Here is a 15,107-nt window from a genome sequence, read left to right on the forward strand (position 1 = left end):
ATTGATGATGAAGTCCAGTACTAAAACAGCAGCATTGAGTTCATATGTAAATAGAGCTATTAGAGACTACATGAAAAATCATGATGAGTCAGTTGAATTTCCTCAGGAGATTTGGGAAGTAATGACGACGGATTTGGATATTTTTTCACCGATTTTGTCAGAAGATGACCAGGCATTGGCTTCTGATTTTATCAGCTCTATTCGAATCACTTCGAATGAATTTCCAGCTCTTTCAACTATATTGCTGACCCAAGGTTGTTATGGTGTTTATCCTATTTTGAAGTTTGGTACAGGGCAACAGAAAGAGCGTTATCTGGACAAGTTGGTAAAGGGAACTTGTATAGCAGGTCTTGGATTTTCTGAGTCTAAGCATCTAAATAGTTTAGCAGATTTGGAGACCTATGCGATTAAGACAGAGACAGGTTGGCAACTTTCGGGAGAAAAAGCTAAGGTGTCAAATAGCAGCATTGCGGATATTCTCTTGGTCTTAGCCAAAGTAAGAGAGGCTGGAAAGCCCGATTCCTACGGATTCTTCATTGTGGAGACGACTGCTTCGGGTGTGCTCATTGGTGAGCAGATAGAAAAGCAAGGTTTACTAGGACTTCCACTAAGTTCTGTTACCTTGGACAAGGTAAACCTTCCAGAAACTGCCTTGTTAGGCGGAGTCTTGGCTGGAAATGAACAATTTAATAACATTATAAAAAATATGCAACTCGGCTTGAGTGCGGTTGCTTTAGGAGTTGCTGAGGGCGCCTTTAATAAGGGCCTTGAGTTTGCACGTGTAAAAAGAGGATTTGGCAAGCGACTGATGGATGTTGAGTTGCATCAGTATAAGTTCGCAGATTTGTACAATAAAATTTGTGCTGCAGATGCTTATTTTTCGTCCTATCCCAATCAAATAGAAGAAGATTCGAAGTTTGTTGCACGGATAAAGCTATATATGACTAAGGTAGCGCTAGAGGTTACGGATGAAATCCTCCGTCTTATCGGACCTTTACAGAAATTTGACCACGTGAACATTAAACGCTATTTTAAAGATGCTGAAATTATTGAAAATTATGGACGGTCAGGGAATTCGATCAGAAAAGAGATTGCAGAGAGATGGTTAAAGGAGTAAAAAATGACAGAACTCAAATTACAAGAGTATCAGTTTGGGGAAATGAAGCTGACTTGGTTGCGTGGAGCGGATAAGCTCACAGATGCAGGTACCTTATTTGGTCCTGTACCCAAGGTTGTTTGGTCGCGTTATTATCCAACAACTGAAGAAAATATGATGGCTGAATTGACAGATCCGATTTTGATTCAATACAAGGGGCAAAATTATTTAATTGATGCGAGTTTTGATACGGCTAAGCTTTCTGATAAACAACGTCGCAATCTAGGTATTCTTTCTGAGAGCCGTGTTGAAGAAAGCTTGGCACTTATGGGATTAAAAACAGAAGATATTTCCCATATTTTAATGACGCACATGCACCATGATCACTCTGGCGGTTTGACTAGACTAGATGAAAACAATCAGCTTGTTTCAAAATTCCCAAATGCAAAGATTTTTGTAAATGAGGTGGAATGGTACGAAATGCGAAATCCCAATAGTCGGACAAGGGGAACTTATCTGAAGGAAAATTGGGAGCCAATCCAAGATCAGGTTGAAACCTTTACTGAATATCTGAACGTCATTCCAGAAATTCAAATGGTTCATACAGGCGGTCACAGTAACGGCCATAGCATCATCTTACTGAAACAGGGCGAGGAAACCATGATTCATATGGCTGATTTGGTGCTGACTCATGCTCATCGGAAACCTCTGTGGGTTGCTGCGGTAGATGATTATCCAATGCGTTCAATCGTAGCTAAGGACAAATGGCTCAACGAAGCTTTTGAAAACCACTATAAGTTTTTCTTTTACCACGATCAATTTTTCGCAGTTGCTGAGTTTGATCAGACTGGCGAGGAGTTTGTTGATTATGTGACTAGAATCCGTGAACCACGAGTTCCATTCACAGATAAACAGGATCGCAAACCGTCATTTTTATAAGAATAGAGAATCGCTTCTATCAGCTCGAGGGAGCGATTTTACTATTTTATTCTCTATTTTTTTGGTATAATGAGATACTAGAAGATTGTAAGAAAGAGGTTTTTAATGGCAACGATTCAATGGTTTCCGGGGCACATGTCCAAGGCTCGGAGACAGGTTCAAGAAAGTATTAAATTTGTAGATTTTGTGACGATTTTGGTGGATGCGAGATTGCCTTTGTCCAGTCAAAATCCCATGTTGACCAAAATTGTTGGAGATAAGCCCAAGTTGTTGATTTTAAATAAAGCTGACCTAGCGGATCCAAACTTAACAAAGGAATGGCAGGCCTATTTTGAAAGTCAGGGAATCAAAACCTTGGCTATTAACTCTAAGGAACAATCTGCAGTTAAAAAAGTGACCGAAGCGGCTAAGAAATTAATGGCTGATAAGCTAACTCGCCAGCGGGAAAGAGGAATTCAAATCGAAACCTTGCGGACCATGATTATCGGGATTCCCAATGCTGGAAAGTCAACGCTGATGAACCGACTGGCTGGTAAGAAAATCGCGATAGTCGGCAATAAACCAGGGGTCACCAAAGGTCAGCAGTGGCTCAAGTCCAATAAGGATTTGGAAATTCTAGATACACCGGGGATTCTTTGGCCAAAATTTGAAGATGAAATGGTAGCTTTGAAGCTCGCTTTGACGGGTGCTATCAAGGACAATTTGCTGCCCATGGACGAAGTTACTATTTTTGGACTCAATTATTTCAAAGAGCATTATCCTAAGGCACTGCAGGAGCGCTTTAAGCAGCTAGATTTAGAGCTGGAAGCGCCAGAGATGATCATGGATATGACGCAGAAATTGGGCTTCAGAGAGGACTATGATCGTTTTTACAGTCTCTTTGTCAAGGAAGTGCGTGATGGCCGCTTAGGTCGCTATACACTGGATACATTGGAGGAATTGGATGGCCACGATTAAGGAAATCCAAGAGCAACTGGCTCAAGTTTCTGACTTGCAGGATCCGCTTTTTCAAGAATTGAAGCAGGATGAGCGAAGCGGTGTTCAAAAACTCTTACTCAAGCGCCAAAAAGAAATCCAAGCAGAGCTAGATGAAGACTTACGTCTAGAGTACATGCTGCGCTATGAAAAAGAACTCTACAGTCAAGGATTTCAGATGATTGCTGGCATTGATGAAGTCGGACGAGGTCCCTTAGCTGGTCCAGTGGTTGCAGCAGCAGTCATTCTGCCTCCTAACTGCAAAATAAAAGGGCTGAATGACAGTAAAAAGATTCCTAAGAAAAAACATGAGGAAATTTATCAATCAGTCCTAGATCAGGCTTTAGCCGTTGGATTAGGCATTATGGACAATCAAACGATTGACCGAGTCAATATCTATGAAGCGACCAAGTTAGCCATGATAGAAGCTGTAGCCCAGCTAAAAATTAAGCCGGATTGCCTCTTGATTGACGCGATGAAGTTAGACTTGCCCTTGCCCCAGCAGTCCATTATCAAGGGTGATGCTAATTCTCTGTCCATCGCTGCGGCTTCTATCGTAGCCAAGGTGACGAGGGACAAGATGATGGCGGAATTTGATCAGGTTTATCCAGGATATGACTTTGCTCAAAATGCTGGCTATGGCACCAAGCTACATCTGGAAGGACTGGACAAATACGGTATCACACCAATTCACCGTAGAAGCTTTGAACCGATCAAATCTATGACAAATTTATAAGATATCCTAATCTTTTGAGGAGACAAGTATGACTAGCGAATACCAAAAAATGATTGCAGGAGAGAACTACAGCCCTCAAGATCCTGAATTGAGAGCATTGGCTGCTCGCTCGAGAGAGTTTCAGTATCGTTTTAACCAAGAACGAGATGTTGAAAAACGCAGCGCTATCGTCAAGGAGTGGTTCGGCAGTACAGGGGAGAATCTGTGGTTGCATCCAGATTTGGTCTGTGATTATGGAGTAAACATTCACTTGGGGGAGAATTTTTATTCCAACTGGAATTTGACCATGCTGGATGTCTGTCCTATTACCATTGGAAAGAATGCCATGCTGGGGCCCAATTGCCAGTTTTTGACGCCGCTACATCCGCTTGACCCTGTGGAAAGAAATTCCGGTATTGAATACGGGGCGCCGATTAAGATTGGTGACAATTTCTGGGCTGGTGGTGGTGTAACCATTCTGCCAGGCGTGACGCTAGGAGATAATGTGGTAGTCGGAGCTGGTGCAGTGGTGACTAAATCATTCGGCGATAACGTAGTCCTAGCCGGCAATCCTGCTAAGATTATTAAGGAAATTCCTGTTCATGAAGAATAGAAGAACTCAACCATTTTCTCAAGCATTAATCGAATAAGAAACAAGGAACTGTATTGCAGTTCTTTTTTTGAACTTTTTTACGAATAAGAAAGTGAGGTGATAAAAATGAATAATTTTGAAATTTATAAAATGAAAAAAGCTGGCTTGACCAATCAACAGGTCTTAAATATTTTGAGATATGCAGAAAATAAAGAGGGAGAGCTATCTTTGCGAGATAAGGCAGTTGTCTCTGAATGCCGCAATCCCGCACTCTTTATGGAAAAGTACAAGCGACTTGATTTACCAGCTTTGAAAGAAGAATTTGAACGTTTTCCGTCCTTTTCAATCTTGGATGATGTGTATCCTTGGGATCTATGCGAGATTTACGATGCACCGACTTTGCTATTTTATCAAGGAAACTTAAATTTGCTAGAAATGCCTAAGATAGCGGTTGTTGGCAGTCGAGACAGCAGTAAGCAGGGCAATGCTGCTGTGCAGAAAATCATCAAGGAATTGAATAATGAACTGGTTATCGTTAGCGGGCTGGCTCGTGGGATTGATACTGTGGCTCATATGGCTGCCCTGCAAAATGGTGGCCGAACAATTGCTGTCATTGGGACGGGACTAGATGTCTTCTATCCCAAGGCCAATCAAAAACTGCAGGCTTATATTGGCAAAAATCATTTATTGCTGACAGAGCATGGGCCTGGTGAACAGCCCCTGAAATTCCATTTTCCAGAGCGAAATCGCATCATCGCTGGTCTTTGTCGTGGCGTTATCGTGGCAGAAGCCAAGATGCGCTCAGGCAGTCTGATTACTTGTGAGCGGGCAATGGAAGAGGGGCGGGATGTTTTTGCTATTCCGGGGTCTATTTTGGATGGAAAATCTGACGGTTGTCATCATTTGATTCAAGAGGGCGCAAAGTGCATCACATCAGGCTCTGACGTTCTATCTGAGTTCCAATTCTAAAACAAGTTTTCCTATAGAGAATGTTGTGAGTTGACATCTATCAAAAAATAGTTTACACTCTATGAGATTTATTTCTTATAGAAGGTGTCTAATTTGGTAACAAAAACAAAGAAAAAATCTACGACCAAGAAAAATCTTGTCATCGTAGAGTCGCCTGCCAAGGCAAAAACAATAGAAAAATATCTGGGAAGAAATTATAAGGTTCTGGCCAGTGTCGGGCATATTCGTGATCTGAAAAAGTCCACTATGTCCATTGATTTTGAGAATAACTATGAACCACAATACATTAATATTCGTGGTAAGGGGTCTTTGATTAATGACTTGAAAAAAGAAGCTAAGAAAGCTAAGCAAGTCTTTCTTGCAAGTGACCCGGACCGTGAAGGAGAAGCTATTTCTTGGCATCTGGCCCACATTCTTAATCTGGATGAGAAAGAGAAAAACCGTGTCGTCTTTAATGAAATCACCAAGGATGCGGTCAAGAATGCTTTTAAAGAGCCGCGCCAGATTGATATGGATTTGGTAAATGCCCAACAGGCTCGTCGGGTTCTGGACCGCTTGGTTGGTTATTCTATTTCTCCTATTCTTTGGAAGAAAGTCAAAAAAGGCCTGTCAGCTGGTCGGGTGCAGTCCGTTGCTCTCAAGCTGATTATCGATCGTGAAAATGAAATCAACGCCTTCAAACCGGAAGAATATTGGACAATTGACGGAACCTTCAAGAAAGGTTCTCGTCAGTTTCAAGCCAGTTTCTACGGTATGAATGGTAAAAAGATGAAGCTGACTAACAACGAGGATGTCAAAGAAGTCTTGTCTCACCTCAAGGGTGATGACTTTACAGTCTACAGTGTTGAAAAGAAAGAGCGCCGACGCAATGCTCCGCTGCCCTACACGACTTCCTCTATGCAGCAGGATGCCGCTAATAAGATTAATTTCCGGACTCGTAAGACTATGATGGTAGCTCAGCAGCTCTATGAGGGGATTAATATCGGCTCTGGCGTGCAAGGTCTGATCACGTATATGCGTACCGACTCGACTCGGATCAGCCCAGTAGCGCAGAATGAAGCGGCTAGCTTTATTACGGATAAATTTGGTGCTAAATATTCTAAACATGGCAGTAAGGTGAAAAATGCTTCAGGAGCTCAAGATGCCCATGAGTCCATTCGCCCTTCCAGTGTCTTCAATACACCAGAAAGCATTGCAAAATATCTGGATAAGGATCAGCTTAAGCTCTATACGCTAATCTGGAATCGCTTTGTAGCCAGCCAAATGACAGCAGCGGTCTTTGATACAATGAATGTTAAGCTGGGGCAAAATGGTGTCCAATTTGCTGCCAACGGCAGTCAGGTTAAGTTTGATGGATATCTGGCTATCTATAATGACTCTGACAAGAATAAAATGCTGCCGGACATGGAAAAAGGTGATACCGTCAAGCGTGTCAATACCAATCCAGAACAACACTTTACCCAGCCGCCAGCTCGCTATTCTGAAGCAACGCTCATCAAGACTTTGGAAGAAAATGGCGTTGGTCGTCCATCTACCTATGCACCGACTATTGAAACCATTCAGAAACGCTACTATGTTAAACTGGTTTCCAAGCGCTTTGAACCGACAGAATTGGGTGAAATAGTCAACGCGCTGATTGTCGAATTCTTCCCAGGCATCGTAAATGTGAAATTTACAGCCGAAATGGAAGCAAAACTGGATGATGTAGAAGTTGGAAAAGAACAGTGGCAGAAGATCATTGACGAGTTTTACAAGCCTTTTGAAAAGGAAGTAGCTAAAGCTGAGTCTGAGATGGAGAAAATCCAAATCAAGGATGAACCAGCTGGCTTTGATTGTGAGGTCTGTGGCAGTCCAATGGTCATCAAGTTGGGTCGATTTGGCAAGTTCTATGCCTGCAGCAATTTCCCAGACTGTCGTCATACCCAAGCTATTGTCAAGGAAATCGGCGTGACCTGCCCACAGTGTCAGAAAGGGCAAGTTATCGAGCGTAAGACTAAGCGAAATCGCATTTTCTATGGCTGTGATCGTTATCCAGACTGTGATTTCACATCTTGGGACAAGCCTGTTGGGCGTAACTGTCCAAAATGTGACCATTATCTAGTTGAAAAGAAAGTCCGTGGTGGCGGCAAGCAAGTGGTCTGCAGCAATGGCGACTATCAAGAAGAAAAAGTGAAATAATTAGCTTAGTAATCTTTTTGCATAATTTATATTATGTAAAAAGATTTTTTTATAAAAGGTAGGTACCTTTATGAAAGATAAATTTGCAGAATTTCTAAAAATCGCGTCTCAACTGAACAAGATGGGAATCGTTCCACTGCTGATGGGTTCTCTAGGTCTGGAGCAGGTTACTGGTCAGGACTGGCAGGCGCGTGATATTGATATTCATGTTCATGGTGATGAGCGTGGCTGGGAAGCACCAGACGAAGAGCGTATTTATGATATGGATAAGATTGAACCAATGATGGACCGCTTGGGCTATCGTTTAGTCGATTTGCACGAGCATGAATTTCAAAAAGAAGATTTGTCTATTGAATTTGGTGTCATGGAAACGCTAGAGGCATTTTCAGGTGTGCCGTTAGAGAAGCTGACTCGAAAAGAAGATGAAGGTGTCAAGTTTTTGCTGCCAACTGCAGAGCAATTTTTAGCTATCTACCGAGCTTCTTCACAAGATTCTTACCGAAATGAAAATAACAATCATAAGGATTTTGCTAAGATTGCTTATTTGGAAAAAATGATAAAATGAGAGACTTTCAGGAATCCTCCTGTCTGTCTTTTTTACTATCTTTTTGTTATAATGGTCAGAGTGAAAATCTAGAAATATCCAAGGGAGAGTATCATGTCATCATCCTATATAAATGTTATCGGTGCTGGTCTTGCTGGTAGTGAAGCGGCTTACCAGATTGCCAAGCGTGGAATTCCAGTTAAACTCTATGAAATGCGGGGTGTCAAGTCGACGCCTCAACACAAAACTGCGGACTTTGCAGAACTGGTCTGCTCTAACTCCCTGCGAGGAGATGCCTTGACCAATGCAGTCGGCCTACTCAAAGAAGAAATGCGGCGGCTGGACTCGGTCATTTTAAGAGCTGCAGAAGCGACTCGGGTACCGGCTGGTGGCGCTCTAGCAGTTGATAGAGAAGGCTTTTCGCAGATGGTGACGGAGCAAGTGACCAATCATCCATTGATTGAAGTCATGCGCGAGGAAATCACCGAAATTCCTGAGGATGTCATTACAGTCATTGCGACAGGACCCTTGACCAGCGATGCTTTGGCAGAAAAAATCCACGCGCTCAATGGCGGCGACGGTTTTTATTTCTACGACGCAGCAGCGCCTATTATCGATGTCAATACCATTGATATGACCAAGGTCTATCTCAAATCCCGCTATGATAAGGGCGAAGCTGCCTATCTCAATGCGCCAATGACCAAGCAAGAGTTTATGGATTTCCATGATGCTTTGGTCAATGCCGAAGAAGCACCGCTCAATTCCTTTGAAAAAGAAAAATACTTTGAAGGCTGTATGCCTATTGAAGTAATGGCCAAACGCGGCATTAAAACCATGCTTTATGGACCGATGAAGCCAGTTGGTTTAGAATATCCCGATGACTACCAGGGACCTCGAGATGGAGATTTTAAGACGCCATACGCTGTGGTGCAGCTTCGTCAGGATAATGCAGCAGGTAGCCTTTACAACATTGTCGGCTTCCAGACTCATCTCAAGTGGGGCGAGCAAAAGCGGGTCTTTCAGATGATTCCTGGTCTTGAAGATGCAGAATTTGTCCGCTATGGCGTCATGCATCGCAACTCCTATATGGATTCTCCAAATCTGCTGGAACAGACTTTCCGCTCTAAGAAACAGCCAAATCTTTTCTTTGCAGGTCAAATGACGGGGGTCGAAGGCTATGTTGAATCAGCAGCTTCTGGGCTGGTTGCTGGTATCAATGCCGCTCGACTCTTCAATGGAGAAGAAGCACTTGTTTTTCCAGAAACAACAGCAATCGGCAGTCTGCCGCATTATATCACTCACGCTGATAGCAAGCACTTCCAACCGATGAATGTCAATTTTGGTATTATCAAAGAGCTAGATGGCCCTCGGATTCGTGATAAGAAAGAGCGCTATGAGAAGATTGCTGAGCGTGCCTTGCAGGATTTACAGCCTTATTTGGATAAATAATCTATTTTCTATCATTATCTAATAAAAATCATTAAAAAGTTAGGAAATTCCTAACTTTTTTGCTTAATTTGTGTTATAATAAATAAAAATTTTGAAAATAGAAAGTTTTCTGAAAATGAATAAATCCTATTTCTATCTTGATATGAAAACTCATGAGTTGGTGGTTCCTTACACCAAACAAAAGCGGCGCGTGCGAGTGCTGCTCCCTAAAAATTATGAACAAGATACTAAAAAGACCTATCCTGTCGTCTATTTTCATGATGGACAAAATGTCCTCTATAGCAAGGAGTCTTTCAGTGGGCATTCTTGGAAAGTGATTCCGACAATCAAGCGCAATCCTGATATTGAAAAAATGATAGTCGTAGCAATTGACAATGATGGACCACGACGGATGGATGAGTATTCCGCTTGGAAGTTTCAGGAGTCCAATATTCCTGGTGTCCAATTTGGCGGCAAGGGCACAGAGTACGCAGAGTTTGTCATGGATATCGTCAAACCTTTTATTGACGAAAACTATCGGACTAAGCCTGACCGCCATCATACGGCTATGATTGGTTCTTCATTGGGGGGCAATATTACCCAATTTATCGGCATTGAATATCAGGATCAGGTCGGCTGTCTAGGTGTTTTTTCATCGGCCAACTGGCTCCACCAAGAAGCTTTTGACCGCTACATAGAGCGTCAGAAGTTACATCCAGACCAGCGAGTTTTCATCTATGTTGGAACAGAGGAAGCTGATGATACAGATAAGACTCTCATGGCAGGCAATATCAAGCAAGCCTATATTGATTCTTCGCTCAGTTATTACCGCCAGCTGATCGCTGCTGGTGTGGAGCTGGACAATCTGCACATCAAAATCCAATCTGGAGCGATTCACAATGAAATGGACTGGGCGGAAAATCTGCCTGACTGTTTCCGCTTTATCAGTGAAAAGTGGTAAGAAAAGAAGCTAAAAGGAGAAAACAAATGCATGTAGAATTTTTAAGTCATTGGAGCGGTCATTTGAACCGTGAAATGTATGTCAATCGTTACGGTCATGCTGGCATTCCAGTGGTAGTCTTTGCCTCGTCAGGCGGTTCTCACAATGAATATGCTGATTTCGGCATGATTGAAGCCTGCTCTTGGTTCATCGAGACAGGGAAGGTACAATTTTTCACCTTGAGCAGCGTCGATAGCGAAAGCTGGCTAGCGGACTGGAAACATCCCCATGACCGTGCTGAGATGCACCGTGCTTATGAGCGTTATGTTATTGAAGAAGCAATTCCCTTTATCAAACACAAGACAGGCTGGTTTGACCCAATGATGACGACAGGTTGCTCTATGGGCGCTTATCATGCCGTCAATTTCTTCCTCCAACATCCAGATGTTTTCAATAAAGTAATCGCCCTCAGTGGTGTCTATGATGCACGTTTCTTTGTCGGTGACAATTTGAACGACGAAGCCATTTATCAAAACTCACCCGCTGACTATATCTGGAACCAAAATGATGGTTGGTTTATTGACCTCTATCGACAAGCTGATATTATTGTTTGTACCGGTTTGGGAGACTGGGAGCAGGATGGCCTTCCTTCATTTTACACACTGAAAGAAGCCTGCGAGCACAAAAATATCCCAGCCTGGTTTGCTGAATGGGGACATGATGTGTCTCATGATTGGATTTGGTGGCGCAAGCAGATGCCATATTTCTTGAGCCAGTTAAATCTCTAAAATGTTAAGTAGAAAGGAAGTCTTACTATGAATTATATTGTTATTTCACCTTATTATCCAGAAAATTTCCAGCAGTTTACGATTGAGCTGGCTAACAAGGGTATTACAGTGCTTGGTATCGGACAGGAGCCCTATGAGCAGTTGGGCCCAGGTCTCCAGAACGCTTTGACAGAGTATTTCCGTGTTGACAATTTGGAAAATTTGGACGAAGTTAAACGTGCGGTAGCCTTCCTTTTCTACAAACATGGACCGATTGACCGCATTGAATCCCATAATGAATACTGGCTGGAGCAAGATGCCCAGTTGCGGGAACAATTTAACGTTTTTGGAGCTAAGCCGGATGACCTGAAAAAGACCAAATTTAAGTCTGAAATGAAGAAGCTCTTCAAGAAAGCCGGTGTGCCAGTCGTTCCAGGTCAGGTTGTCAAAAAACTATCGGATGTAGATCAGGCTGTCAAAAAAATCGGCCTGCCTCTGATTGCCAAGCCAGATAATGGAGTAGGAGCAGCAGCCACGTTTAAAATTGAAACAGCTGCAGATGTCGAGCATTTTAAAGAAGAATGGGATCAGGAGACTGTCTATTTCTTTGAAAAATTTGTGACTTCTAGCGAGATCTGTACGTTTGATGGCCTGATTGATTCCGAAGGAAATATAGTCTTTTCAACGACTTTTGACTACGCCTACACACCGCTTGACCTCATGCTTTATAAAATGGATAATTCTTACTATGTCCTCAAGGAGATGGATCCAAAACTTCGTGCTTATGGGGAAGCTATCGTTCAAGCATTTGGCATGAAAGAGCGATTTTTCCATATCGAATTTTTCCGCAAAGACGATGATTACATAGCTATCGAATACAATAATCGTCCAGCAGGTGGATTCACCATCGATGTTTATAATTACGCTCACTCAATCGATCTCTATCGTGGATACGCGAATATTGTTGCGGGGGAACCTTTCCCCGAATCAGACATGGAGCCATTATTCTGCTTGGCAACGTCTCGTCGCGCAAGCTCACATTATGCTTATTCAGAGGCAGAGTTGTTAGAGAAGTATCGGGATAACTTTAAAGTCAAAAAAGACATGCCAGCAGCCTTCGCAGAGTTGCAAGGTGATTACCTCTACATGCTGACCACCCCAAGTCGGGAGCAGATGGAAGAGATGATTACTGACTTTGGAAAGAAAGCAGAATAATTTTTTATAGTAAATAGCTTCCTTACAACGGTGAACATCCAGTCAGCATATATAATAGTGTTGCGGAAATAGAATGAGAATATAGTTTTGAATCTATTGAACCATTCAAAAAATCTAAGAATGATAGTTTGTGAAATATTTATTTTTGATTTATCAATCAGCCTATCCATGCGATATGCTGATTTTTCTTTGTGAAAAAATTTGAGCAAAAACTTTGACAGTGCTTTCAATATTCGCTAGAATAGAAGAGAAATAAATAATGCTTATACCCTGTATCATTCGGAATAATAGGACAGTTAGAACGCTTGGGATATTCATAATATCCTAGTACAACTTAAACAGTTGCAGCTGCCTGTACATACGATTGAATGGGGTTTTAGAAAGGCAAAGAAATGGCAACCTTAGATAAATCTCTCTTATTAGAGATGTTTCGTAAGATGGAAGAAATCCGTCGTATGGACTTGAAAATTGCACAACTTGTAAAAAAAGGGCAAGTTCCAGGCATGACTCACTTTTCAGTGGGTGAGGAAGCGGCCAACGTTGGTGCAATGTTAGCTTTGAATCCGGATGATTTAATCACTTCTAATCACCGTGGACATGGTCAAGCCATTGCCAAAGGCATTGACCTGAATGGTATGATGGCCGAGATCCTTGGTAAGTACAATGGTACTTGTAAAGGGAAAGGCGGCTCTATGCATATTGCCGATCTGGATGCTGGAAACCTTGGTGCTAATGGTATCGTAGGTGGCGGTATGGGGATTGCTGTCGGTGCGGCTCTTACTCAGCAAATGCAGAAGACAGGCAAGATTGTTGTCTGCTTCTTTGGTGACGGTGCGACTAACGAAGGTGTTTTCCACGAAGCAGTTAACATGGCTTCTATCTGGAATCTCCCAGTTATTTTCTACTGCATTAACAATGGTTATGGAATCTCTGCGGATATCAAGAAAATGACCAATGTGGAACACATCCACGAGCGCAGCGCAGCCTATGGAATCCCAGGCATGTTCATCGAAGACGGAAATAATGTTCTGGATGTCTATGAAGGCTTCCAAAAGGCTGTCGAGCACGTTCGTAGTGGTAAAGGACCAGTCTTGATCGAAAGTGTAACCTATCGTTGGTTAGGACATTCATCTTCTGATCCGGGTAAATATCGCACTCGTGAAGAAGTAGACGAATGGAAGAAAAAAGATCCCATTGAAAATCTTCGCAACTACTTGCTAGAAAATGACATTGCAAGCGAGGAGGAGCTAGAAGCTATTCAAGCTAGTGTCAAAGAAGCGGTAGAAGCATCTGTGAAGTTTGCAGAAGAAAGCCCATTCCCACCGCTTGAATCTGCTTTTGAAGATATTTACGCAGACTAAAGAGAGGAGAAAAAAGAAAATGGAAACTAAAACAATGTCATTTCGTGACACCATTATCCTCGCTATGTCTGAGGAAATGCGTCGCGATGAAAATGTACTCTTGATGGGAGAGGATGTCGGAGTTTTCGGTGGAGATTTCGGAACATCTGTTGGTATGCTGGAAGAATTTGGACCTGAGCGTGTACGCGACTGTCCGATTTCTGAAGCTGCCATCTCTGGAGCAGCAGCAGGAGCAGCCATGACAGGACTTCGCCCGATTGTTGATATGACCTTCATGGACTTCGCTGTAATTGCTATGGATAATATCGTCAACCAAGCCGCTAAAACACGTTATATGTTTGGTGGTAAAGGGCAAGTTCCGATGACCATTCGCTGTGCAGCTGGTAATGGAGTAGGTTCTGCAGCTCAGCACTCACAATCTCTAGAGTCTTGGTTTACGCATATCCCTGGACTTAAGGTTGTGGCACCAGGTACACCTGCGGATATGAAAGGACTGCTCAAGTCTTCTATCCGTGATAACAACCCAGTCATCATTCTTGAATACAAATCAGAATTTAACCAAAAAGGGGAAGTGCCAGTTGATCCTGAGTATGTTATTCCGCTTGGCGTTGGCGAAATCAAAAAAGAAGGTACTGATGTAACAGTTGTTACCTACGGAAAAATGCTACGCCGTGTCATGCAGGCAGCTGAAGAATTGGCAGAAGAAGGTATCTCTGTAGAAGTCGTTGACCCACGTACATTGGTGCCACTTGATAAGGATATTATCATCAATTCTGTTAAGAAGACTGGTAAAGTCGTTCTGGTCAATGATGCCCACAAAACTAGCGGTTTCATTGGTGAAATTTCAGCGATTATTGCTGAATCTGAAGCTTTTGATTATCTAGATGCACCAATCCGCCGTTGTGCTGGAGAAGATGTACCAATGCCATATGCACAAAACTTGGAAAATGCAATGATTCCGACTGTTGAAAGCATCAAAGACGCTATTCGGAAGACATATCATAAAGAATAAGGTATAATAAAGAAAAGGCTCTCTCATGGATTGGATTACATAGATTATTTTATGTAATCTAATCTAATCTTGTGTAGAGGTCCTAATAAGTACTTTTGATATTTATATTTAGTGTGGGCTAAGAGCTCAGAAAAAAGATAATTTACCTTGGTTTCATCGAAGCCAGTGTCGATTTCCTATTTTTCAATCGCTTTTAATGCCCTTTGTATCATGTAATTGAATTCGGACGGAGGTCTGCGAAAAAAAGATAGATTTCCTTGTGTTCATCGAACACATCGTCAATCTCCTATTTTTTCCTTGCCTTCTTCGTCCTTAATATCTTATATTCGAACACGGGCTAAAGTCTGTGTGAAAAAGATAAACTTTCCTAGAAACT

Annotated in this window: 14 protein-coding genes; all 14 read left to right on the top strand. The window is 42.3% G+C overall.

Annotated elements, in window-relative coordinates; translation table 11 throughout:
• Window positions 1-4: 4 nt before the first annotated feature.
• The 14 genes from D8797_RS04855 to D8797_RS04920 all read left to right on the top strand — a co-directional run bounded on the left by D8797_RS04855 (window position 5) and on the right by D8797_RS04920 (window position 14,731).
• Complete coding sequence (locus tag D8797_RS04855) at window positions 5-1,117, top strand: acyl-CoA dehydrogenase family protein (RefSeq protein ID WP_125379478.1); 1,113 nt, start codon at window positions 5-7, stop codon at window positions 1,115-1,117.
• Window positions 1,118-1,120: 3 nt separating this feature from the next.
• Complete coding sequence (locus D8797_RS04860; protein ID WP_125379479.1) at window positions 1,121-2,035, top strand: MBL fold metallo-hydrolase; 915 nt, start codon at window positions 1,121-1,123, stop codon at window positions 2,033-2,035.
• 105 nt (window positions 2,036-2,140) lie between these two features.
• Window positions 2,141-2,992: a ribosome biogenesis GTPase YlqF gene (gene ylqF / locus D8797_RS04865; protein ID WP_125379480.1), complete on the top strand. Its 852-nt coding sequence runs from the start codon at window positions 2,141-2,143 to the stop codon at window positions 2,990-2,992.
• Entirely contained in the window at window positions 2,979-3,746 is a 768-nt protein-coding gene (rnhB, locus tag D8797_RS04870) for a ribonuclease HII (RefSeq protein ID WP_125379481.1), read from the top strand. The genes ylqF and rnhB overlap by 14 nt, the downstream gene beginning before the upstream one ends.
• Before the next feature lie 28 nt (window positions 3,747-3,774).
• Complete coding sequence (locus tag D8797_RS04875; protein ID WP_125379482.1) at window positions 3,775-4,338, top strand: sugar O-acetyltransferase; 564 nt, start codon at window positions 3,775-3,777, stop codon at window positions 4,336-4,338.
• 105 nt (window positions 4,339-4,443) lie between these two features.
• Complete coding sequence (gene dprA, locus D8797_RS04880) at window positions 4,444-5,286, top strand: DNA-processing protein DprA (protein ID WP_125379483.1); 843 nt, start codon at window positions 4,444-4,446, stop codon at window positions 5,284-5,286.
• Between the two features lie 84 nt (window positions 5,287-5,370).
• Window positions 5,371-7,464, top strand: coding sequence for a type I DNA topoisomerase (gene topA / locus D8797_RS04885; RefSeq protein ID WP_125379484.1), 2,094 nt, complete (start codon window positions 5,371-5,373; stop codon window positions 7,462-7,464).
• Between the two features lie 70 nt (window positions 7,465-7,534).
• Window positions 7,535-8,029: a phosphoribosylanthranilate isomerase gene (locus D8797_RS04890; RefSeq protein WP_125379485.1), complete on the top strand. Its 495-nt coding sequence runs from the start codon at window positions 7,535-7,537 to the stop codon at window positions 8,027-8,029.
• Between the two features lie 93 nt (window positions 8,030-8,122).
• Window positions 8,123-9,457 (top strand): methylenetetrahydrofolate--tRNA-(uracil(54)-C(5))-methyltransferase (FADH(2)-oxidizing) TrmFO, encoded by a 1,335-nt coding sequence (gene trmFO, locus D8797_RS04895; RefSeq protein WP_125379486.1) that lies wholly within the window; start codon window positions 8,123-8,125, stop codon window positions 9,455-9,457.
• A 115-nt stretch (window positions 9,458-9,572) separates the two neighbouring features.
• Window positions 9,573-10,397 carry an alpha/beta hydrolase gene (locus D8797_RS04900; RefSeq protein WP_125379487.1) on the top strand — a complete coding sequence of 275 codons (825 nt, stop codon included), beginning with the start codon at window positions 9,573-9,575 and terminating at the stop codon, window positions 10,395-10,397.
• Window positions 10,398-10,423: 26 nt separating this feature from the next.
• Window positions 10,424-11,164, top strand: coding sequence for an esterase family protein (locus D8797_RS04905; RefSeq protein ID WP_125379488.1), 741 nt, complete (start codon window positions 10,424-10,426; stop codon window positions 11,162-11,164).
• 27 nt (window positions 11,165-11,191) lie between these two features.
• Entirely contained in the window at window positions 11,192-12,358 is a 1,167-nt protein-coding gene (locus D8797_RS04910; protein WP_125379489.1) for an ATP-grasp domain-containing protein, read from the top strand.
• A gap of 392 nt (window positions 12,359-12,750) precedes the next feature.
• On the top strand, window positions 12,751-13,719 hold the full coding sequence (locus tag D8797_RS04915; protein ID WP_125379490.1) for a thiamine pyrophosphate-dependent dehydrogenase E1 component subunit alpha: 969 nt from the start codon (window positions 12,751-12,753) through the stop codon (window positions 13,717-13,719).
• A 19-nt stretch (window positions 13,720-13,738) separates the two neighbouring features.
• On the top strand, window positions 13,739-14,731 hold the full coding sequence (locus D8797_RS04920) for an alpha-ketoacid dehydrogenase subunit beta (RefSeq protein ID WP_048764424.1): 993 nt from the start codon (window positions 13,739-13,741) through the stop codon (window positions 14,729-14,731).
• Window positions 14,732-15,107 lie beyond the last annotated feature (376 nt).

Source organism: Streptococcus cristatus (assembly GCF_003944225.1).
In the GTDB taxonomy this organism is placed as follows: domain Bacteria; phylum Bacillota; class Bacilli; order Lactobacillales; family Streptococcaceae; genus Streptococcus; species Streptococcus cristatus_K.